This is a genomic window from Corynebacterium camporealensis (genome assembly GCF_000980815.1).
Classification (GTDB): Bacteria; Actinomycetota; Actinomycetes; order Mycobacteriales; family Mycobacteriaceae; genus Corynebacterium; species Corynebacterium camporealense.
The window spans coordinates 2,366,115-2,386,630 of record NZ_CP011311.1; the positions used below are offsets into that span (position 1 = coordinate 2,366,115).

At 59.0% G+C, this 20,516-nt stretch carries 21 protein-coding genes; 9 read left to right on the plus strand and 12 right to left on the minus strand.

Going from position 1 to position 20,516, the window contains the following annotated elements; all coding sequences use genetic code 11:
* Positions 1 to 72: 72 nt before the first annotated feature.
* Positions 73 to 1,290: an NYN domain-containing protein gene (locus UL81_RS11020; RefSeq protein ID WP_035106188.1), complete on the plus strand. Its 1,218-nt coding sequence runs from the start codon at positions 73 to 75 to the stop codon at positions 1,288 to 1,290.
* A 25-nt stretch (positions 1,291 to 1,315) separates the two neighbouring features.
* Here UL81_RS11020 and UL81_RS11025 read toward each other — a convergent pair whose 3' ends face one another.
* Together UL81_RS11025 and trxA are read right to left on the minus strand one after the other, a co-directional pair.
* Positions 1,316 to 2,122 (minus strand): PspA/IM30 family protein, encoded by an 807-nt coding sequence (locus UL81_RS11025; protein ID WP_046453601.1) that lies wholly within the window; start codon positions 2,120 to 2,122, stop codon positions 1,316 to 1,318.
* A gap of 91 nt (positions 2,123 to 2,213) precedes the next feature.
* A complete protein-coding gene (gene trxA, locus UL81_RS11030; RefSeq protein WP_046453602.1) occupies positions 2,214 to 2,582 on the minus strand; it encodes a thioredoxin in 369 nt (122 codons plus the stop codon).
* 140 nt (positions 2,583 to 2,722) lie between these two features.
* Between trxA and UL81_RS11035 the strand changes: the two genes are divergently transcribed.
* The 3 genes from UL81_RS11035 to UL81_RS11045 are packed head-to-tail and all read left to right on the plus strand — an operon-like array spanning position 2,723 to position 6,441.
* Positions 2,723 to 2,923: a heavy-metal-associated domain-containing protein gene (locus UL81_RS11035; RefSeq protein ID WP_035106186.1), complete on the plus strand. Its 201-nt coding sequence runs from the start codon at positions 2,723 to 2,725 to the stop codon at positions 2,921 to 2,923.
* On the plus strand, positions 2,923 to 5,121 hold the full coding sequence (locus tag UL81_RS11040) for a heavy metal translocating P-type ATPase (RefSeq protein WP_046453603.1): 2,199 nt from the start codon (positions 2,923 to 2,925) through the stop codon (positions 5,119 to 5,121). The genes UL81_RS11035 and UL81_RS11040 overlap by 1 nt, the downstream gene beginning before the upstream one ends.
* A gap of 9 nt (positions 5,122 to 5,130) precedes the next feature.
* Complete coding sequence (locus tag UL81_RS11045) at positions 5,131 to 6,441, plus strand: MFS transporter (protein WP_035106185.1); 1,311 nt, start codon at positions 5,131 to 5,133, stop codon at positions 6,439 to 6,441.
* Positions 6,442 to 6,487: 46 nt separating this feature from the next.
* On the opposite strand, the gene dnaB is transcribed toward UL81_RS11045, so the two are convergent.
* From dnaB to UL81_RS11085, 8 genes are all read right to left on the minus strand, one after another.
* Positions 6,488 to 7,900: a replicative DNA helicase gene (gene dnaB, locus UL81_RS11050; protein ID WP_035106184.1), complete on the minus strand. Its 1,413-nt coding sequence runs from the start codon at positions 7,898 to 7,900 to the stop codon at positions 6,488 to 6,490.
* A 472-nt stretch (positions 7,901 to 8,372) separates the two neighbouring features.
* Complete coding sequence (gene rplI, locus UL81_RS11055) at positions 8,373 to 8,825, minus strand: 50S ribosomal protein L9 (RefSeq protein ID WP_035106183.1); 453 nt, start codon at positions 8,823 to 8,825, stop codon at positions 8,373 to 8,375.
* Between the two features lie 52 nt (positions 8,826 to 8,877).
* Positions 8,878 to 9,438: a single-stranded DNA-binding protein gene (locus tag UL81_RS11060; protein WP_035106182.1), complete on the minus strand. Its 561-nt coding sequence runs from the start codon at positions 9,436 to 9,438 to the stop codon at positions 8,878 to 8,880.
* Positions 9,439 to 9,486: 48 nt separating this feature from the next.
* A complete protein-coding gene (rpsF, locus tag UL81_RS11065) occupies positions 9,487 to 9,777 on the minus strand; it encodes a 30S ribosomal protein S6 (protein ID WP_179944099.1) in 291 nt (96 codons plus the stop codon).
* Between the two features lie 123 nt (positions 9,778 to 9,900).
* Entirely contained in the window at positions 9,901 to 10,089 is a 189-nt protein-coding gene (locus tag UL81_RS11070; protein WP_035106179.1) for a hypothetical protein, read from the minus strand.
* Positions 10,086 to 11,456 carry a glycosyltransferase family 87 protein gene (locus UL81_RS11075; protein ID WP_035106178.1) on the minus strand — a complete coding sequence of 457 codons (1,371 nt, stop codon included), beginning with the start codon at positions 11,454 to 11,456 and terminating at the stop codon, positions 10,086 to 10,088. The genes UL81_RS11070 and UL81_RS11075 overlap by 4 nt, the downstream gene beginning before the upstream one ends.
* 27 nt (positions 11,457 to 11,483) lie before the next feature.
* A complete protein-coding gene (locus tag UL81_RS11080; RefSeq protein ID WP_035106177.1) occupies positions 11,484 to 13,772 on the minus strand; it encodes a transglycosylase domain-containing protein in 2,289 nt (762 codons plus the stop codon).
* A 76-nt stretch (positions 13,773 to 13,848) separates the two neighbouring features.
* Entirely contained in the window at positions 13,849 to 14,226 is a 378-nt protein-coding gene (locus tag UL81_RS11085; protein WP_179944100.1) for a DUF5318 family protein, read from the minus strand.
* Between the two features lie 170 nt (positions 14,227 to 14,396).
* Here UL81_RS11085 and UL81_RS11090 point away from each other — a divergent pair, with 170 nt between their 5' ends.
* From UL81_RS11090 to UL81_RS11105, 4 genes are all read left to right on the plus strand, one after another.
* On the plus strand, positions 14,397 to 15,488 hold the full coding sequence (locus tag UL81_RS11090) for an inositol-3-phosphate synthase (RefSeq protein WP_046453604.1): 1,092 nt from the start codon (positions 14,397 to 14,399) through the stop codon (positions 15,486 to 15,488).
* Between the two features lie 93 nt (positions 15,489 to 15,581).
* On the plus strand, positions 15,582 to 16,061 hold the full coding sequence (locus UL81_RS11095) for a MarR family winged helix-turn-helix transcriptional regulator (protein ID WP_035106176.1): 480 nt from the start codon (positions 15,582 to 15,584) through the stop codon (positions 16,059 to 16,061).
* Between the two features lie 73 nt (positions 16,062 to 16,134).
* Positions 16,135 to 17,094, plus strand: a complete 960-nt coding sequence (locus UL81_RS11100; RefSeq protein ID WP_046453605.1) for a universal stress protein — start codon at positions 16,135 to 16,137, stop codon at positions 17,092 to 17,094.
* Positions 17,095 to 17,104: 10 nt separating this feature from the next.
* Positions 17,105 to 17,572, plus strand: a complete 468-nt coding sequence (locus UL81_RS11105; RefSeq protein WP_035106175.1) for a hypothetical protein — start codon at positions 17,105 to 17,107, stop codon at positions 17,570 to 17,572.
* 123 nt (positions 17,573 to 17,695) lie between these two features.
* Here the strand turns inward: UL81_RS11105 and trhO are convergent, their stop codons facing one another.
* Positions 17,696 to 18,631, minus strand: coding sequence for an oxygen-dependent tRNA uridine(34) hydroxylase TrhO (gene trhO / locus UL81_RS11110; protein WP_035106174.1), 936 nt, complete (start codon positions 18,629 to 18,631; stop codon positions 17,696 to 17,698).
* Positions 18,632 to 18,714: 83 nt separating this feature from the next.
* Between trhO and UL81_RS11860 the strand changes: the two genes are divergently transcribed.
* Entirely contained in the window at positions 18,715 to 18,948 is a 234-nt protein-coding gene (locus UL81_RS11860) for a hypothetical protein (protein ID WP_144407191.1), read from the plus strand.
* Between the two features lie 68 nt (positions 18,949 to 19,016).
* Here the strand turns inward: UL81_RS11860 and UL81_RS11115 are convergent, their stop codons facing one another.
* The gene (locus tag UL81_RS11115; protein WP_035106173.1) at positions 19,017 to 20,513 is read right to left on the minus strand and encodes a DUF1846 domain-containing protein; all 1,497 of its coding nucleotides are present in this window, start codon (positions 20,511 to 20,513) and stop codon (positions 19,017 to 19,019) included.
* Positions 20,514 to 20,516: the final 3 nt, after the last annotated feature.

The following is a 20,516-nucleotide window of genomic DNA, read 5'->3' on the forward strand; positions in this document are numbered from 1 at the left end:
TTTGTTAATGATGGGGCACACTGGATCCCACAGAAATTTACTTAGAACAATTAGGAACGGAACTTAGGAGCCATGCTTGAACGCACACTTGTCTTTGTCGACACCTCATATTTGTTGGCAAGCTTTTATAACTCATACGAAACTGGAGCGCGCGCTCAGCTAGAAATTGACCTTCCGGAGGTAGTTAACACCCTCAGCTCCATGATTGAGGCCCAGCTGGGCAATGGCATTCACCGCCAATACTGGTATGACGGCATCCCCGATACCGGTCCGCACCGTTACCAGCGTGCACTGCGCACGTGTGACGGTGTGCAACTGCGTACAGGCCAGCTCATTGAGTGGGGTGAGCGCCGTACCCAAAAGGCAGTGGACACCCGCCTCGTTGCAGACATGGTGGTCTCCGCCATGAAGCAGCAAGTCACAGACTTCGTGCTGGTTAGCGGCGATGCCGACATGATCCCGGGCGTGCAAGAAGCCGTCACCAACGGCGTGCGCGTCCACCTCTATGGTTTTGGCTGGGATTCGATGTCATCTGCCCTGCGCCATGCCTGCGATACCACCACCATCCTGGATCCACGTGAGGACTTCTCCGATGCGATGGAGCTGCAGGTCCTCGAAGGCCCGCTGCCACCAGTGGTCCGCGAGCAAACCGTGGGAGATTCTGAAGAGTCTTCGGAGGGAGAGAACGCCGAATCTGCAGAAGGCCAGGCAGAACAGCCTGTACCGGCAGAGACCGAGGCCGCACCGGCGGGCGACTCTCCGCGCAAGGACACCACCGCCACCGAAGATTGCGAAGAGCCTTCCGAGGTCGAGGCAGCCTTTGCGTCCTCCCCGAAGCCAGGACCGCCACCGACGCCGAAGCCTGCACCGGCCACAGAATCCCAGAAGTCGACGCCGACGCCTGGCGATGCCGCTGCGAAGAAGCCTGGCTCCTCTGAGGGCAAGCAGGCTCCGAAGCCGTCGATGATGGCGCCGCGTCGTAAGCTGCGCTCGAAGTATGTACCACTGCCGGAAGAGGTCTGGACGACTGCTGGTTTCCAGTCGCCTTTCGACGTCGGCAGGCAATACGCCTCCTGGTGGTTTGAAAATGCCGCCAATTCAGAGCAGCGCGACCAAGCGCACATGCTCTCCGGTGGCGGACTTCCCCCGGAAATTGACCGTCCGCTGCTGCAGTTCGCGTGTGAGACTCTGCACGAGTACACACTGACCGAAACTCAGCGCGTGAATCTGCGCGACGGTTTCCACTCCGGAATTCGCGGCGTGTTAATCAACATCAACCGCGAATCCTAAAGCTTAAAGCGGCGAGAAGTACCAGTTACTTCTCGTCGTTTGTGTCGTTTTTGACCTCGTTGAGGGCGTCTTGCACGGCGTCGTTCTCAATCGAGTCAGCGCCAGACTCCAGCTGCTTGCTCTGCTGCATCTCCGAGCGAATGGCATCGAGGCGCGCGGTGGCCTTCATGTCGTTGCCGGCAGCAGAGATCTCCTGAATGCGGTCGCCACCCGAGGCCTGATGGATTTCCTGCTGGCCGAGAGAGGTGGTGTAGCGCTGCTCAATCTTGGCGCGCACCGAATCCAGGGTCGGCACGGAATCATCCGGCTTGAGCTCGTTCATCGAGTCCATGGCCTTGGCGTTCTGCTCCTGCATGGCGGCTTGGTCGGCCTGTGCTTCGAGCTGGCTGACCTGAGCAAGCTGCTCCTTGAGACGAGCCTCGGATTCCTTCTGCTGGGCCTGTGCCTGCTCGGCAGCCTGCTCAGCGGCAGCGTACTGCTGCTTGGTATCTTCCAGCTCCTGCTCCACGGCAACCAGCTGGGATGCCACTACCTCGGCAGCCTGGTTGTACTCGGACGCCTTCTGCGGGTCATCAGACTGCTCCGCCAGCTCGAGAGCCCGGCGCGTCTGGTTCTGGTAATCCTCCTGGGACTTCACCAGGCGGTCCAGGCGAATCTGCAGCTGCTTCTTGTTGCCGATAATCTCTGCAGCCTGCTCCGTAATCTGCTGGTGCTGCTTCTTAGCAGCATCGACTGCTTGTTTAATCTGCACCTTCGGATCAGCGTTTTCGTCGATCTTTTGATCGAAAGAGCTCATCATGTACTTCCAGCCCTTGCTAAACGGATTAGCCATTACTCAACACTCCTTTAAGTGAGATCAAAAATGCGCTTTCCAGCGAGTGTAGCGACACTAGCCAGAAAGCGCTGTGAGAATGCTTAGGCGATTAGCCCTGTGCGTTCTGCTCGTCGACTTGACGGCGAACCTCATCCATGTCCAGATCCTTGACCTGCTTGATGAGATCCTCCAGGGCAGCCGGTGGCAGGGCGCCAGCCTCGCGGAAGACGAGGATGCCATCGCGGAAGACCATCAGGGTTGGGATGGACTGGATTTCCAGTGCCGCAGCCAGGCCCTGGTTAGCCTCAGTATCCAGCTTCGCGAAGGTAGCATCGGTGTGCTCCTCGGAAGCCTTCTCAAAGACCGGGGCGAAGCGCTTGCAGGGACCGCACCAGTCAGCCCATGCATCAACCAGGGTAATGCCCTCACCGGTAACGGTTTCTTCGAAGGTATCTTCCGTAACGTCAATCGTTGCCATTGTGTCTAGCTCCTTAACTAAAAGCTTTCGTGCTTGCGTTCTCGATCAACGGTACATGATGCCTGACTATTCCTTGCCGTATACCCCTAGGGGGTATATCGTGGAGATTGTTAGCAAGAAACCTAAGAAAGGACCCCGTTATGGCTACCCATACCTACCAGGTTGAAGGCATGACCTGCGGACACTGCGAGCTGTCCGTCCAGGAAGAAATCTCCGAAATCGAAGGCGTCGCCACCGTGCACGCTGACCACAAGACCGGCGAAGTCACCGTCGAAGGCGAAGGCTTTAACGACGATCAGATCGCTGCCGCCGTGGACGAAGCAGGCTACGAGCTGCGCTAATGACTACTCCCGTGCATCTCGACCTCGGCATCGCGGGAATGACCTGTACGTCCTGTTCCTCCCGCGTCGAGCGCAAGCTCAACAAGGTCGATGGCGTTACCGCCAGCGTGAACTACGCCACCGAGTCCGCTTCCATTGAGTACTCCCCGGAGTCGACTACTCCGCAAGAGCTCATGGATGTCGTCTCCAAGGCAGGTTACGAGGCCTTTTCTTTAGAGCCAGAGCAGCCTGACGATACTGACTCGGCCACCGACCCCGTCGATGCTGCCCGCGAGGAAGAACAGCAGGACTTACTGCACCGCACCATCGTCGCGGCAGTCATTTCCACGCCGATCATGGCGCTGTCGATGATTCCAGCCTGGCAGTTTGAGTACTGGCAGTGGGCCTGTGCCATTTTGGCCACCATCGTCTACATCTTCGGCGGTGCGCCCTTCCACAAGGCGACCTGGGCGAATATCAAGCATGGTTCTTTTACCATGGACACGCTCATCACGATGGGCACCTCGGCCGCCTACTTCTGGTCGCTTTATGCGCTCTTCTTCGGCAATGCTGGCCAGCCGGGCATGCAGATGCACATGACTTTCACCGCCCACCATGCGAAGATGGACCACATCTACTTCGAGTCTGTCGGCATGGTGATTACATTCCTGCTGTTGGGCCGCTGGTTTGAGGTTAAAGCCAAAGGCCAGTCCTCGGAAGCGTTGCGCAATCTGCTCAACATGGGTGCCAAGGATGCCTCAGTGCTTGTCGATGGCACCGAGAAACGCATCCCCATCTCGCAGGTCCAGGAGGGTGATGTCTTCATCGTCCGCCCGGGCGAGAAAATTGCTACCGATGGCGTGGTGCTCAGCGGCGCATCAGCTGTCGATGAGTCCATGCTCACCGGCGAATCCCTCCCCGTCGAGGTCAGCGAGGGCGACACCGTTACCGGCGCGACCATCAATTCGTCTGGCAAGCTAGAAGTCCGCGCCACCCGCGTGGGCAGCGACACTGTGCTCAGCCAGATGGCTGAGCTGGTCACCCAAGCCCAAGTCGGCAAGGCACCAGTACAAAAGCTCGTCGACCGCATCGCGCAGGTCTTCGTGCCTGTCGTCATCGGCATTGCAATACTCACGCTGGTCATCCAGCTCTTCTTTGGCGGCGTGGCCCCGGCCTTCCTCGCGGCAGTCTCCGTGCTGATTATCGCCTGCCCCTGCGCAATGGGCTTAGCGACGCCGACCGCCATCCTGGTCGGCACCGGCCGCGGCGCTCAACTGGGCCTGCTCATCAAGGGACCAGAAATCCTGGAGTCCACCCGCCGCATCGATACTGTCGTGCTCGATAAGACCGGCACCGTCACCACCGGTGAGATGTCCGTGGCCAACGTGCACGGCGATGTCCTCGAGCTCGCCGCCGCTGTCGAGGCCAGCTCCGCCCACCCAATCGCACAGGCCATCCAGAACGCCTGCGCGGTGGAACCTGCCAGCGACTTCCGCTCCATCGATGGCCAGGGTGTTGAAGGCACCGTCAACGGCAAGCGCGTACGCGTCGGTCGCGCCGCGGGTGATCTCGGCGAATTCACCACGGCGTTTGAGGAATCCGAAGCCGCCGGTGGCACCCCAGTCTGCGTGTACGTCGACGAAGAGCTCGCCGGCATCATCGAGGTCCGCGATACCGTCAAAGACACCGCCGCCGATGCCATTGCTGAGCTGCGCGAGCTGGGCCTGACCCCACACCTGCTTACCGGTGATAACGCTGGTGCCGCTCAAGCCGTAGCCGAAGAAGTCGGCATCGACCCTGCCAACGTCACGGCGGGAGTGATGCCGGAGGACAAGGTGGACGTCGTCAAGCGTCTGCAAGCGCAAGGCAACAACGTGGCCATGGTGGGCGATGGTGTTAACGATGCTGCTGCCCTGGCCCAAGCCGACCTGGGCTTAGCGATGGGTGCTGGCACCGACGTGGCCATTGAAGCCTCCGATATCACCTTGATGCACAGCGACCTCCGCTCTGCTGCCGATGCCATTCGCCTGTCGCGGCGGACCCTGCGCACCATCAAGGGCAACCTCTTCTGGGCCTTTGCCTACAACGTTGTGCTTATCCCTGTCGCAGCCGTCGGATTACTAAATCCCCTCTTTGCGGGGCTAGCAATGGCATTCAGTTCAGTGTTTGTTGTATCTAATTCGCTACTTTTGCGGAGGTTTAACGTCGAGCGGGATTAAGGTCTATCCATGCTCACTAGAAATCAGCGGTTAGACCGCCTTCCTGTTACCCCTAAGCACCGCAAGTTGCTCTTTGGTTCCGGCATCGGCTGGGCCTTAGACGCCATGGATGTCGGATTGATTTCCTTCATCATGGCCGCACTTGCGGTGCATTGGAATTTAGAGGCCACCGAAACCTCCTGGCTCGCCTCCGCGGGCTTTGTCGGTATGGCTGTCGGCGCCACCTTTGGCGGTCTGCTGGCCGATAAAATTGGCCGCCGCCAAGTCTTTGCCCTAACGCTGCTCGTCTATGGCTTAGCGACGGGCGCTTCCGCCCTAGCCACCGGCTTAGGCATCCTTATTGTCCTGCGCTTTATTGTCGGTCTCGGCCTGGGTGCTGAGCTACCCGTGGCCTCCACGCTGGTCTCGGAGTTTGCTCCGCGCCGTGTGCGCGGCCGCATGGTCGTTATCCTCGAAGCCTTCTGGGCACTTGGCTGGATTCTCGCTGCGATTATCGGCACCTTTGTCGTCGGTTCCGGCGATAACGGCTGGCGCTGGGGCTTGGCCCTCGGCATGGTGCCGGCCTTTTATGCCCTGTACGTGCGCATGAAGCTGCCGGAATCGGTGCGTTTCTTAGAAAGCAAAGGCCGTCACGACGAAGCTGAAGAAATCGTCCAGGAGTTTGAAGCTGCCGCCGTCGGTGTTGCGCACTCCGACAAAGAACCGGAACCCACCCCGGAACCGCACGTCAATGCCACATCCATCTGGGATGGGGCACTGCGCCGCCGCACGATTGCCCTGTGGACCATCTGGTTCTGCGTGAACCTGTCCTACTACGGCGCGTTTATCTGGATTCCGTCGCTGCTCGTCCAGGACGGCTACACGCTGGTCACGTCCTTTGGCTTCACCCTGATCATTACCCTGGCGCAGCTGCCCGGCTATGCGACGGCCGCTTGGCTCATCGAAAAGTGGGGACGCCGCATCACCCTCGCCGTGTTCCTGGTGGGCTCCGCATTGGCTGCCGGCGCCTACGGCTTCGCTGGCTCTGCCGTCACCATCGTGCTGGCCGGCTGCGTACTGTCCTTCTTCAACCTAGGCGCCTGGGGTGCCCTGTATGCCATTGGACCAGAGCTCTACCCAACCGCCCTGCGCGGTCGCGGCACCGGCGCTGCCGCCGGCTTTGGCCGCATCGCATCGATCATAGCGCCACTCATCGTGCCGCCACTGGTGGCTACCGCAGGCAAGGGCTGGCTCTTCGTCCTCTTCGCCGCCGCTTTCGCTATTGCAGCTGCCGCCGCGGCTGCCCTCCCCGAGCTGAAGGGCAAAGCGTTGGCCGCATAGTGGCCAACGCTTTGCGTTCGGATCGGCACGGCTAAACGCTTGGCGTTTAGCCGTGCGCCATGTTGACGAACTTCGAGTAGTGCAGCTGGTGGGCCACCGGGATGGTGTCGATCGGGCCGCCACGGTGCTTGGCCAGGATGATGTCGGCCTCGCCGGCGCGCTCGTTGTCGCGGTCCTGGGAATCCGGGCGGTAGAGCAGCATAACCATGTCGGCGTCCTGCTCCAGCGAACCGGACTCACGCAGGTCGGCGAGCTGTGGCTTTTTGTCGGTACGGGACTCCGGACCACGGTTCAGCTGCGAAATAGCGATGACTGGGACTTCGAGTTCCTTGGCCAGCAGCTTCAGCGAGCGGGAGAATTCCGAGACCTCTTGCTGACGGGACTCGACCTTCTTGCCGGAAGACATCAGCTGCATGTAGTCGAGCACCAGTAGGTCCAGGCCGTGTTGCTGCTTGAGGCGACGGGCCTTGGAACGGATCTCCATCATCGTCAAGTTCGGCGAATCGTCGATAAACAGCTTGGCATCCTGGATGCGGTTTAAGGTGTCATCGATCTTTGCCCAGTCTTCGGTACTGACGTTGCCGCCGCGCATATCAGACAGCTTGACCTCTGCTTCCGCAGAGAGCAGGCGCATGATGATTTCCGAGGCTGACATCTCCAGCGAGAAGATGACCGAAGTCTTGCCGTGTTCCAAGGAGGCAGAGCGGATGAAGTCCATCGCCAGGGTCGACTTACCCACACCCGGGCGGGCAGCGATGATGATCATCTGACCAGGACGCAGGCCGTTGGTCAGCTTGTCTAAGTCAATAAAGCCGGTGGGCACGCCAGCTTCGGCGCCGCCGTGCTGCTGTAGGGCGACGAGTTCGTCAATGGTGGGGTCAATCAAATCACCGAGCACGTGGTAGTCCTCGGTGGTTTTCTTTTGCGCCACGGCAAAGACTTCTTGCTGTGCGCGGTCGAGGACCGATTCAATTTCGGCGTCCTCGTTGCCAGAGAAGCCGAGCTGGACGACGCGGGTGCCGGCATCGACAAGCTTGCGCAGCACTGCCTTCTCCGCGACGATTTCGGCGTAGTAGCGGGCATTGGCGGCCGTAGGGACCGTCGCCAGCAGAGTGTGCAGATAAGGCGCACCGCCGGCGCGCTCTAAGTTGTTGTAGCGATCCAGGCGGGATGCAACGATCACCGCGTCGATATCGGTGCCCTGTGCATACAAATCCAGCATCGCGCCGTAGATGAGCGAGTGTGCCGGGTAGTAAAAGTCATCCGGGTCGAGTTCCTCGATGACCTCCATGACCGTGTTGGGGCTAAGCAACATCGCACCGAGGACGCCTTGCTCTGCTTCCTTATCGGATGGTGGTTGGCGGAACTCCCCGTAGCGCTGCGGCTCTTCCTGCTGTGGCCGATATTGCGGCTCTTCCGGTGGCACGTATGCCTCGTCATCGAAGCTGGCGTTAGTCATCTTCGGACTTATTCCTTTCTTCCCCCGTAACTATCAGCCACAGTCTAGCCTCCCGTTCCAAACCGGCCAGGAGACCTACCCCCTGGGTACAACTGTGAAAGTTATCCACAGCAGCCTGTGGAATTGCCAGGTCAGTGGAGAATTGCTCTACAAAGTCCCTGTTGGTGGTTGTGGATAACTTTTCATAGCGCTCACCTGGGGTTATTATTTCTGCAGGTCAGGACAGGTTTTTGTGACTGTGGAAAATCTCTCAAAATACGTGGATAACCGCCTCACCTGCACGTAAACAACGTGTCGAAAAAGTTAAGACAGGTTAAACCACTACCCCGTATCCCCAGAGTTATCCACAGGTGTTGTGGGTAACTTGTGTAAAACGCACTAAAGGCCCCGCAACTGCCACCTCACATGGCAGCAACGGAGCCTTTTAAGTGTTGCTGTTGTCTTTGGGTCTATGTGACCGTCGTGCGCCTAATTAAGCAGCAACGACCGAGAAGTTCACCTTGCCGAGAACGTCAGCGTGCAGCTTGACCTCGACCTGGTAGTTGCCGGTCTTCTTGACCAGGCCCTTAGGCATATCGATGATGCGCTTATCCAGGTTCGGGCCGCCAGCCTGCTTCACGGCGTTAGCGATGTCTTCTGCAGTAACGGAGCCGAAGAGCTTGCCCTTCTCAGAGGTCTTGACCTCTACCTTGACCTGCTCCAGCTGCTCCAGCTGGTTGCGGACCTCGCGTGCGTGGTCCAGGTCGCGGATCTCACGGGCCTCCTGGGCACGCTTGATGCCTTCAATCTGCTTCTCAGCACCACGGGTGGCAACAATAGCCAGGCCGCGTGGAAGCAGGTAGTTACGTCCGTAGCCGTCCTTAACCTCAACAATATCGCCAGCGGCGCCGAGGTTCTCAACGGCAGCGGTGAGGATCAGCTTCATGATCCCTGCCTTTCAATTGAGTTTGTTATTCGATGAACAAATGCGTGACAGATCAGAACGGGGGTTCGGAATCAGCGCCTCCGAAACCGCCAACTTGCGGTGCGGAGTTCCACGGATCGTTCGAAGGAGCAGACTGCTGCTGGGACTGCTGCTGTTGCGGTTGCTGCGACTGCTGGTTACCGCCAAAGCCGCCCTGGTTGGACTGGCCCTGCTGTCCGCCGCCGCCATAGTTATTACCGCCCTCGCGAGGATTGCGGTTGACCTGTGCGGTGGCAAAGCGCAGAGACGGGCCGACCTCGTCGACGTCAATCTCAAACACAGTGCGGTTGTCGCCTTCACGCGTCTGGAAAGAACGCGCCTTGAGACGACCGGTAACGACAATGCGCATACCCTTGGTCAGGGTTTCTGCAACGTTTTCAGCTGCCTGTCGCCAGACATTGCAAGTCAGGAACATAGCCTCGCCGTCTTCCCACCGGTTCTCTTGCGAGTTGTAGCGGCGTGGAGTGGAAGCGACTTTGAAGTTTGCTACGGCTGCACCCGCTGGGGTGAAGCGTAGTTCCGGGTCAGCAACAACGTTGCCAACGACGGTGATGTTGGTATCTCCCTGGGCCATGGTCAGTTCTCCTTATCGGTTACGTGGATCGTGTGATTCCAGTATCCGTTACTTGCTGTCAGTGCGCAGAACCTTGGTACGCAGGATGTTGTCGTTGAGCTTCAGACGACGATCGAGCTCGAGCACCGAGTGGGACTCGCACTCCAAGGTAGCGACGGCGTAAATGCCCTCTTCCTTCTTGTCGATCGGGTAAGCGAGACGACGCTTGCCCCAAACATCAAGGTTTTCCACCTTGCCGCCATCCTTGCGGATGCCTTCGAGGAACTTATCCAGGGACGGGGTTACGGTGCGCTCATCCTGATTAGGATCCAGAATGATCATGACTTCGTAGTGACGCACGGACCTCATCACCTCCTGTGGTCTAGTAGTTTTTCGGCCACATCACCTTTGCGGATGTGGCAGGAGGGTACGTTGCGTCAAGCAACCCCACCACAGTACCGCATTTGCCTGCGGAAAAGAAATCTATCCGTTAGAGGTAGCGGCGAAAAATACCGCACAAATCACCGGCACGACGGTCAAAAAGACCAAGCCCAACAGCCCCAGGGCTATAGGTAGACGGCGGTCCTCACCGCGGTGGAAGCTATAAAAGGCTCCCATCACGCACAGAAAGCCAACGAAGATGGACACAATTCCAATGATGGTGATGATCATGCTGCAAACTTTCCAAGGAGTCGATCGGGCCCGGCCAACAAGTCCTGACCCTTGCCGCGCATCTGGCGGATAACCAGCACGGCGATGGCGATGATGAAGCCGTCGCGCACCAGTACGGCAACATCTAAGAATTCGTGTGGAAGGCCCAGGTTGTCAGTGCCCAACATGTGCCACATGAGGATGGGCCACACGGCGGCATCGGCAAGCATCCAGCACACCAACAACCGCCAGCGCGGAAGGGCCAGGACCACCGGAACCACCAGCCACAGGGAGTACTGCGGCGACCAGACTTTATTAAACAGCAGGAAGGCCACCAGAATGAGCACGATAAGTTCCACCAGGTGGGGGCTGCGGCGCAGGCGAACACCAAAGATGGCAATCGCCGCGCACAGGCCGAGGAAGGCCAACAACGAGAAGGTGTTGAGGAATTCCGGGGAGAAGGTGAAACCAAAGACGCGCTGCAGAAGTGCGTAGATAGTGGTCCATTCCGCACCGCGGGTTTGGTTCAGGCGGTAGAACTCACCCCAGGCTTCCGGGTAGGCCAACCAGATGGGCAGGTTGACCGCGAGCCAGCTGCCGATGGCTGTACCTGCCAGGATGCCGAATTGCTTCCAACGGCGGTTGCGCCAGGCGATGACGAAGAAAGCGCCAAGCAAGAACAACGGCCAGAGTTTCACCGCAGTGCCCAGGCCGATCCAGACACCGGCCCAGCCAGTGCGCCCGCGGCTGGCGGCGTAAAGGGCTGCAACCGCGCAGAAGACCGCTGGGATGTCCCAGTTGGTGAAGGCATGGACCACGATAAGTGGGCTAGCAGCCAGCAAGAGTGCATCCCAGGTGCGGTTCCCCAGCAGTCGGGTGACCAGGATGAGGGTGCCGACCCAGAAACAGGACAGGACCAGGGCGGTCAGCGCAAAGTACCAGCCGGATTCCGGCACGCCAGCCCAGGACACCAGGCCGTAGGTGTGGCGAGCGATAAAGCCCATAAGACCCTGGAACATGCCGGTGAGCACCGGGTATTCCATGTAGCGGGTCAGTCCATCTTCGACCCAGGAGTAGGCATAGGGAAAGCCCGGCTCGTCCAGGCCGCGGCCGGCGTAGAGCGGGATGATGTCGTTGTAGCAGGCCGAGGTGTACTGCCGGTTGCCGTCCCAGTTGAGCACCGAGGTGCCACCCGGGCCAGGCTTGCCAACGGCGCAATTAGCTTTGGAGAGAAAGCCTGCGGCCAAGAAAGTCCATGCCACAGCAAGGATGATGCGCAGCGGTGTCCACCAGGATTGCACCGGGCCACGGGCGTGGCTACCGCGGGGACCGCCGAGGCGATCGACGAAGCCGCGGGTAAGCGGCTGTTGGGACAGCTGACTTCGCACCGCGGCTCCTTGCTAGGTGGGGTTTGGCTACTGGAAGATGCTTTCTACGTCACCCAAGATGTCGTCGAGTGATGGCACGTCCGGTGCTGGTGGGGCACCGCCGCCACCGCCGGAGTCGTCGCCACCGCCGTTACCGTTGCCGCCGCCATTGCCGCCGCCATTGCCGCCGTTTCCGTTACCGCCGTTGCCGCCGTTCTCAGATGGGGTGTCTGGCTCGTTAGCGGGCTCTTCCTCTTCGGCTGGGGCTTCTTCGGCTGGGGCTTCTTCGGCAGGCTGCTCTGCTGCAGCGCCACCACCGCCGGTGCTGTAGCCCGGGTCGTAGTAGCCTGCGCTGCCGCCGCCGTAGCCAGCACCTGCGGAGTGGTAGCGGACCGGGTAAGCGGTCGGGAAGGACTCGTACTCAGCCTCTGCCAGCGCGGTGTCCAGGATGGACTTCCAAATCTGGGTTGGGGCGCCGGCACCGTACATGTTGCCGCCCCACTCGTTGAAGATTGCAGAGGTGTTGTCAGCGGTACCGACCCACACTGCGGTGGACAGCTGCGGGGTGGCACCGACCATCCAGGTGTCCTTGTTCAGGCCGGTATCGCCCAGCTGGGAAGTACCGGTCTTGGAGGCAGATTCACGGCCGCCGGCCAGCGCACCGTTGGACCATGCGGCAATCGGCTTCATAGCCTCAATGGTGTTGTTGGCAACGTTGGCTGATACGCGGCGCTCGCCACCGTCGTACGGGTGCTCGTAAAGAACCTCACCGTTAGCGGTCTCGACCTTTTCCACGAAGTGCGGCTGGTGCCAGATGCCCTCGTTGGACAGGGTGGCCACAGCAGAAGCCATGTCCACTGCACGGGACTGGTACTGGCCCAGCACGATGCCCTCGTACGGGGTCTGGCCATTTTCGGTCAGGGTCTTGTCGATGTTCGGCAGGGAGTCAGCCACGCCCAGAGCGTGTGCCATATCGGCGGTGTCCTGAGTCTTGTTTGCCAGGTCATCCTGCAGACGCAGGAAGGAAGTGTTGTAGGACTTCTCCAGTGCCTCGCGGACACTACATGCGCCACAGCCGGAACCGTTGACGTTGGTGACTACCTGCGAACCCGGCAGCTGGAACGGTGCCGAAGAGTACACGGTGTCGATGCCAATGCCCTGCTGCAGTGCTGCAGCAACCGCCATGATCTTGAAGGTCGAACCGGTCTGCAGCGGTGCGTTCGCGTAGTCCCAGCCGGTGGCATCGTGGCCGCCGAAGTAGCCGCGGATTGCGCCGTTCGACGGGTCGATGGTCACAGCGGCTGCGCGGGCATCGTCCTGCAGCGGTGCCAGGTTGGAATCAACTGCTTCGACACTGGCGTTCTGCACGGTCATGTCAATAGTCGTGGTGATCTGCAGGCCCTTGGTAGCAACCTCGTCCTCGGTAATACCGACGGCCTCCAGCTCGGCCACGACGTGGTTCTTGATGTGGCCATTCGCGCCCGGTGCCTCGGTGTACGCGGAGTACTCAGCAGGATCGCGGGTCTGCGGGAACTGCATGCCCGAGCGCTGTTCAGCGGGCAGGGCACCTTCTTCCACCAGGCCATCCATGACGTAGTTCCAGCGGTTTTCCGATGCCTGCTCGTCCTGCCATGGGTCCAACACGGAAGGCGACTGAATGACACCGGCCAACATCGCGGATTCTTCCACGGTCAGCTCGCTAGCAGGCTTGTCGAAGTACGCGCTCGCTGCTGCCTGAATGCCATAAGCGTTACGGCCGAAATAGACCGTGTTCAGGTAGGCGTTGAGGATTTCTTCCTTTTCCCACTGGTTGGTCATCTTGATGGCGTAGATGAGCTCACGCATCTTACGAGCGTAGGAGTACTCATCGCCGACCAGGGAGTTCTTCACGTACTGCTGGGTAATGGTCGAGCCACCACCGGCTGAGGGGTTGCCAGTGAGCTGGCCGATGACCGCACGACCCAGACCGGAAGCCGAGAAGCCCGGGTTGTCCCAGAAGTCACGGTCCTCAGCCGCCAGGACTGCATCAATGGTGTAGTCCGAGATCTCGTCGAGCTCCACGTGGGTGCGGTTGCCTTCCGGTGGCACCAAACGCGCCAACTGGGTCTGGCTATCGTTGGCGTAAATGGTGGAGATCTGGTTATTTGCCATCTCCTCCGGTTCCGGCACGTTGTACTGGGTATATGCGAAACCAAACAGCGCAGCCGGAATAGCGATCAGCGCAACCAGCACTGCCAGCAGAATCCAGGGCCAGCGACGGCGGCCCTCTTCTTCTGGCTTGGCCACCTTGGTTGCGGTGCCCGCCTCAGCATCCGGGGATTGTTCCTTATCGGTCACGGATTTGTGCCCTCATTCATCAGTTGGACTAAAACTAGATATTTGCAGCTTACTGCCGAATCCTGTACGCGAGAAACTAACACGCAGCACAGGCCGTTGCGGCCCTAATCAGGTGATTCCAGCGGCATTCCCTGCAGACCTCTACGTTATGGACGGTAAATTCCAAGCCTTCGGCTACCAAATCCGCTATTTCCTGCTCAGAACGGGCACTGCCCGACCGTCTGCCGAGATTGTCACCGTAAATCCACCGGGTCAGCGTTAAAGGTCCACCACAAATGGGGCAGTCCTGCTGCATAGCGACGCCGTGGTGTTCTGCTGCCGCACGCAAGAGGAAGTCAGCGTCACATACTTCCTCACGTTGTAGTTGCCCGGCGCGCAGCTGCCGCAGGTGTTGGGCACGCTCCCACGCGTGGGAAACCACGTGTTTATAGGCCACAGAACTCACCCCCACCATCTTAATTGTGGCTACTTTATCGATCCACCTCGTGCCCAGGTACCTATTTGCGAAGGAATGGACTTACGCTCGATTCTCGGAACTAACGCACAACATCTCGCCCACGCCTTGCCCAACGAGCAAGGACACTGCGCGATAAAAGTGCGAAAAGAAACTGACTAGGAGAAAGAATGTCAGAAAAAGTAAAGGTCGCGATCGTCGGCATTGGTAACTGCGCCACCTCGCTCATCCAGGGTGTGGAGTACTACCGCAATGCTTCTGTCGATGAGAAGATTCCGGGCCTCATGCACGCCCAGTTCGGCGACTATCACATCAGCGACGTCGAGTTCGTCGCTGCTTTTGACGTCGATGCTGAGAAGGTCGGCCAGGATCTCTCCGTTGCTACGGAGGCTTCCCGCAACTGCACCATCAAGATTGCCGATGTCCCTGAGCTCGGCGTGACCGTACAGCGCGGCCCGACCCACGATGGTCTGGGCAAGCACTACCAGGAGTCCATCCAAGAGTCCGACGCTCCGGTCGTCGACGTTGCTGCCGCCCTGCGTGAGGCCAACGCCGACGTGGTTGTCTCCTACCTGCCGGTGGGTTCGGAAGAGGCAGACAAGTTCTACGCACAGGCAGCTATCGATGCCGGCTGTGCCTTCGTCAACGCCCTGCCAGTCTTCATTGCCTCTGACCCGGAGTGGGCACAGAAGTTCGTTGACGCTGGCCTGCCGATTGTCGGCGACGACATCAAGTCCCAGGTCGGTGCCACCATCACCCACCGCGTGATGGCCAAGCTCTTCGAAGACCGTGGCGTGCGCCTGGACCGCACCATGCAGCTCAACGTCGGCGGCAACATGGACTTCAAGAACATGCTGGACCGCGACCGCCTGGAGTCCAAGAAGATCTCCAAGACTCAGGCTGTCACCTCCAACCTGCATGACTCCCCTATCGCCGGTAAGCAGGCTGACCGCAACGTGCACATCGGCCCGTCCGATTACGTCGAGTGGCTCGATGACCGCAAGTGGGCTTATGTCCGCCTCGAGGGCTCTGCCTTCGGTGAGGTTCCGCTGAACCTGGAATACAAGTTGGAGGTCTGGGACTCCCCGAACTCCGCTGGCATCATCATCGATGCGGTGCGCGCAGCCAAGATTGCTCTGGACCGCGGCCTGGCTGGCCCGATCCTGCCGGCGTCGTCCTACCTGATGAAGTCCCCACCGGTGCAGCTGGCTGACGATGAAGCCCGCGCCCAGCTCGAGGCCTTCATCCGCGGCGAGGACTAGACCAAATCCGAGTAGTAGAAGCTTAGGGGGAATTTACAAAATTTTTACCCCCCTAAGCTTTCTTTAGGCCTTAACACGCTAAGATCGGTGCCTATGAGTGAACCAGCTCCGAAACCGCCCACAAACTTCGAGGACGCCCTCGCAGTCGCCCGAGCGATCCAGCCCTCGCTGAACAAGCTGATGCTTTTGTTCCAGCGCACTACCGAAGGTTCATCCCTGACGACCTCGCAGGTCTCAATCATGAACCAGCTGCGCATGCGCGGCCCTTCGCGTGTGTCGACCATTGCGCAGGCGGAACTCATCCGCATGCCTACCGCTTCTAATGCGCTATACCAATTGGAACGCCACGGTTTCGTGGAGCGCCGCCGGGACGAGCAGGACCGCCGCGGCGTGCTGGTTGCTCTTACCGATTTGGGCGAATCGGAGCTGGAAGTCGTCTCCAAGCAGCGTGCGGAAGCACTCGCTGAGATTCTGCAGTGGCTGGATCCGAACGAAATGGACGAGGCTCGCGATCTGACTCGCATCATCTCCCGCCTGGCAGATGTGTATCGTCCCACAATGGACAGGGACTAATTTCTTCTTTTGCCGCCCTCCGGGCGATAATGAATACAAGATTGTTCCCCTATAAGGACGCGACAATAACTGTATGGCAAAAGATTCCTCTTCCTCTCAGCTCAACGGTGACAACGACCGTCCCGTGCGACTGCTCGTTTGCTGGTCCCCGCAGTCCACTGGCACTGAGGTTTTAGAATTCGCAGCCTGGCTCCACAAGACCCAACCCGTCCAGGTGCGCGTGGCTTCCACGCTCTATCAGCCCTGGGCTACTACTTCTTTGTCCAAGCTGGGTGGCAAGTACAAAAAGTGGTACAAGAAGGAAAAAGAGGCCACGGCCAAGCGCGTGCGCCACGAACTCCATGAGCATGGCATCCCGGAATCTGCCTGGGATGAGGAGCCTTCCGTGCTTGTCGATGGCCCCAATCGCCCCACCCTGCTCACCGGCGTTGCCCAAGATTACGACGCCGATCTCATCGTCTTAGGCCCCAACCAGGCTGCACCCAAGGGCCGCTTCTTCGCCGGCTCGACTGCCGATGCCCTGTTGCACTACTCCCCCATCCCACTCGCCCTGATTCCGCGCGGCATCAAGCTGTCTAAAAATGGCATCAAGCGCGTGAACTTCATCATCAACGAACGCGACGAGGAAGTCGAGCCCGGTCTGACCATCGCCGGCAAGCTTGCCCAACGCTGGGATACCCCTCTGCGCCTGTTGGTCTTCTCTCCGGACGGGCTGATGGCACCGACTCTCAACGACGATATTGACGTGACCAAGAAGCTCACCCGTGATTGGCGGGAGCATAGCCTGGCCCGCATGGACCGCGCCTGCGACTTGCTCCAAAAAGAAGTCGGCGATATCGACGTCTCCGCCGAAGTCGGTACCGGCAACGGCTGGGGCGGCGCCATCGACTCGCTGAAGTGGAAGAAGGGCGATATCGCCTGCATGTCCTCATCTGCCCAAGGCCCCATCGAACGCGTCTTCTTAGGCTCCCGCGCCACCGAAATGCTTCCGCATCTTGGCGTCCCCATTTTGGTTCGCCCCTTTGGCCGCTAAGCTAAACAGCATGAGTCCGGAGCATCCCGAAAACGATTTAACTAGCGACGCCGACTACTCCAACCTGCGTCGGCCGGAGCCGCGGGACTTCGACGAACTTGCCGATCAACCCGATCCGGCTGAGGTCGCCGCCTCCAACCGCGCCTCCTCGCGTCAGGCCATCATCTACCTAATCGTCACCATCATCCTGTCTTATGCGGTGGCCATGATCCTTGCGGTGATCTTCCGCTTCCAGGGCGGCGAGCTTTGCGATGGCGACTCCGCCTGGCTGTGCACCCCCACCCAGCGCCAAATCTGGGGCTACTCCGTTATCGTCGTCCCCCTTGTCAGCATGCTGGGCTGCGCTGTCATCATGGTCCGCAAACTCAAAAAGTACTTACGCTGGCGCACCTGGATGGGCATTTTCTGGTTCCTCGTCCCCCACTTCATGATCTGGGCCTTTACCGGCCTCCAGACCGTCCTCCTCACCGGCCAGTAATCACACCGTCCAGCAATCACGCCAGACGCATAACTTCTGGAGTTTTATACACCTGAGGTGTGGAGTTTTCCACTAGTCACTAGTGGATTTTCCACGCCTCTCACCAAGGACAATTACCCAGATTTACTCGCTGGCCTGCGCTAATTCAGCAGCAACCTCGGCACAGTCGGGACGTCCGCAGTGCTGGGTTTCGGTGTTCTGGATGCAGTCGTCACAAATTAGAACTTGTTGACGGCACGTGTCCTCGTTGATGCAGTTGTGGAAGGTGTTTGTTCCCTTTCCACAGTGCACGCAGTGACCCAATTGGACGAATCCTGGATCTTTCAGACCCTGTCCGAACTCGTGGTGCATACGCTTGTCGAAGACATACATCGAGCCTTCCCATAGCCCATCGTTGCCGTACTTTTCGCCATAGCGAACGATGCCACCATCAATTTGGTAGACCTCATTAAAACCACGGTTCTTCATCAGCGCGGAAAGAATTTCGCAGCGAATGCCGCCGGTGCAATACGACACCACCGGCTTATCCTTCATCCAGTCGTACTTGCCGGATTCCAGCTCCTGAATGAAGTCATGGGTCGTGCGCACATCCGGCACAACGGCATTCTTAAACTTGCCAATTTCAGCTTCCATCGCATTGCGACCGTCAAAAAATACGACGTCGTCGCCACGCTTTTCGACGAGCTCATTGACCTGCTCCGGCTTCAGATGCTCACCGCCACCGACAACACCGTTTTCATCAACCTGCAGCTCATCGGGTGCGCCGAAGGCAACAATCTCGTCGCGTACCTTCACCGATAAACGCGGGAAGTCCTCAGCACCACCTTCGGACCACTTGAACTCCATCTTCTTGAAGCCCGGGTACTCTTTGGTGGCGCGGACGTAGCGCTTGCACGCGTCCATGTCGCCACCCACGGTGCCGTTAATACCGTGGGAAGAAATAAGGATGCGACCTTTCAGTCCCAGAGACTCACACAAGGTGCGTTGCCACAGCATGATCGCCGTGGGGTCTTCGATGGGACTAAAGCAGTAATACAGAAGAACTTTGCCGATGCTCACAGGCCCAATTTTAGGCCCACTTACTAGATCGACCCAATCTGACTGAGCAAGCAACAGGCTCGGGGACTAACATCGGCGACGCTATGGCTCGTACTGATACTCAACCTTCCAAGACTCGAAAGCACTCGATTCCGTTCTGGATCGGTATCGCTGTGACGGCATTGGGTGTTGTGATGCTGCTTGCCTCGTTACTGATCCCCGATTTCGGTTCTGGTCTGCTGACGTTGAATTCTCTGATCTGTACTGCGCTGGGTGCGACGGCGACAGTGCTGGCATTAAATAAGGAGAAAAACGAAAAGCCCTCACTTTCACGCTGATGATGCTCAGTGCGAAAGCGAGGGTCCGTTGCTTCTCCATTTGGCCCCGCTAAAGGGCCTTGTGCCCTTTAGCGCTTTTGGTAAAGAGCGCGCTTGCGGGCGAAGACTGGGTCGGAGGTGACCAGCACGCCGAGGTTACGGAAGATGCCTTCGTCGACCGAACCCAGGATGGTGGTGGTGTGCACGTCGCAGCCTTCGAATTCCTTGAGGTAGCCCAGTGCCTTGCGGGCGTTCTCGTCCGCGGCGGCAGAAGTCGACAGTGCGATGAGCACTTCGTCGGTGTGCAGACGCGGGTTACGGGAACCCAGGTGCTTGGTCTTCAGAGTCTGGATTGGCTCGATGGAATCCGGGGAGAGCAAGTGCACATCCTCGTCGATACCGGCCAGGTGTTTCAGGGCGTTGAGCAGCATCGCTGCAGAGCAACCCAACAGTTCGGAGGTACGACCGGTGATGATGGTGCCATCGGCAAGCTGGATTGCAGATGCCGGGCCCTCGGTTTCCTTGGCACGCTCACGGGCCGGGGTGACCACAGGACGGTCTTCTGGCTTGATGCCGGCCTTGGCCATAACGACGGCGGCGCGCTCGGACTGGGAATCATCCAGACCATTGACGGCCTCTTCGACCTGGGCCTTGAAGTAACGGCGGATGATCTCCTGCTTGGATGCAGCACGGCAGACTTCATCGTCAGTGATGCAGTAGCCGGCCATGTTCACGCCCATGTCCGTCGGGGACTCGTACGGAGTCTTACCGGTCAGCTTCTGCAACAGGGTCTTGAGCAGTGGGAACGCTTCCACGTCGCGGTTGTAGTTCACGGTGGACTCACCATGCGCGCTCAAGTGAAAGTGGTCGATGATGTTCGAGTCATTCAGGTCAACGGTTGCTGCCTCATAAGCCAGGTTGACCGGGTGCTCCAACGGTAGGTTCCAGATCGGGAAGGTCTCAAACTTGGCGTAACCAGCATTCACACCACGCTTGTGCTCGTGGTAGACCTGCGACAGCGCGGTGGCCAGCTTGCCGGAACCAGGTCCTGGTGCGGTCACAACGACCAGGTCGCGGGTGGTTTCTGCGTACTCGTTCTGCCCCAGACCATCTTCGGACACAATGAGGTCGGTATTCGTTGGGTAACCCGGAATCACACGGTGACGGGATACCTTCACGCCAAGGCGCTCCAGCTTATCGATGAACGCCTCTGCCTGAGTGTTGCCATCCTCCAGCTGGGTCATGACGACGTTGTCCACGACGAAACCGCGCTCGCGGAATACGTCGACCAGACGCAACACGTCGTTCTCATAAAGAATGCCAAGGTCAGCACGTACTTTCTGGCGCTGAATATCCTTGGCATTGATGCAGACGAGGATTTCGACCTCATCCTTGATTCGCTCCAACATGGCGATTTTGTTGTCCGGGGTGAAGCCAGGCAACACACGCGATGCGTGCATATCGTCGAAGAGCTTGCCGCCCATTTCCAGATAGAGCTTGCCCCCTAGCTCGTCACGTCGGGCGCTGATGTGCTCCGACTGCATCTGGATGTACTTGTCACGATCAAATCCGATTGCTCGCGTCATGAT

Coding starts and splice junctions, on each gene's coding strand:
- UL81_RS11060 (WP_035106182.1), bottom strand. CDS start 9,438: ATGGCCCAGGGAGATACCAACATCACCGTCGTTGGCAACGTTGTTGCT.
- UL81_RS11040 (WP_046453603.1), top strand. CDS start 2,923: ATGACTACTCCCGTGCATCTCGACCTCGGCATCGCGGGAATGACCTGT.
- UL81_RS11020 (WP_035106188.1), top strand. CDS start 73: ATGCTTGAACGCACACTTGTCTTTGTCGACACCTCATATTTGTTGGCA.
- rplI (WP_035106183.1), bottom strand. CDS start 8,825: ATGAAGCTGATCCTCACCGCTGCCGTTGAGAACCTCGGCGCCGCTGGC.
- UL81_RS11085 (WP_179944100.1), bottom strand. CDS start 14,226: ATGGTGGGGGTGAGTTCTGTGGCCTATAAACACGTGGTTTCCCACGCG.
- UL81_RS11045 (WP_035106185.1), top strand. CDS start 5,131: ATGCTCACTAGAAATCAGCGGTTAGACCGCCTTCCTGTTACCCCTAAG.
- UL81_RS11095 (WP_035106176.1), top strand. CDS start 15,582: ATGAGTGAACCAGCTCCGAAACCGCCCACAAACTTCGAGGACGCCCTC.
- UL81_RS11115 (WP_035106173.1), bottom strand. CDS start 20,513: ATGACGCGAGCAATCGGATTTGATCGTGACAAGTACATCCAGATGCAG.
- UL81_RS11070 (WP_035106179.1), bottom strand. CDS start 10,089: ATGATCATCACCATCATTGGAATTGTGTCCATCTTCGTTGGCTTTCTG.
- UL81_RS11860 (WP_144407191.1), top strand. CDS start 18,715: ATGGCTCGTACTGATACTCAACCTTCCAAGACTCGAAAGCACTCGATT.
- UL81_RS11025 (WP_046453601.1), bottom strand. CDS start 2,122: ATGGCTAATCCGTTTAGCAAGGGCTGGAAGTACATGATGAGCTCTTTC.
- UL81_RS11105 (WP_035106175.1), top strand. CDS start 17,105: ATGAGTCCGGAGCATCCCGAAAACGATTTAACTAGCGACGCCGACTAC.
- trxA (WP_046453602.1), bottom strand. CDS start 2,582: ATGGCAACGATTGACGTTACGGAAGATACCTTCGAAGAAACCGTTACC.
- UL81_RS11090 (WP_046453604.1), top strand. CDS start 14,397: ATGTCAGAAAAAGTAAAGGTCGCGATCGTCGGCATTGGTAACTGCGCC.
- UL81_RS11100 (WP_046453605.1), top strand. CDS start 16,135: ATGGCAAAAGATTCCTCTTCCTCTCAGCTCAACGGTGACAACGACCGT.
- UL81_RS11035 (WP_035106186.1), top strand. CDS start 2,723: ATGGCTACCCATACCTACCAGGTTGAAGGCATGACCTGCGGACACTGC.
- dnaB (WP_035106184.1), bottom strand. CDS start 7,900: ATGACTAACGCCAGCTTCGATGACGAGGCATACGTGCCACCGGAAGAG.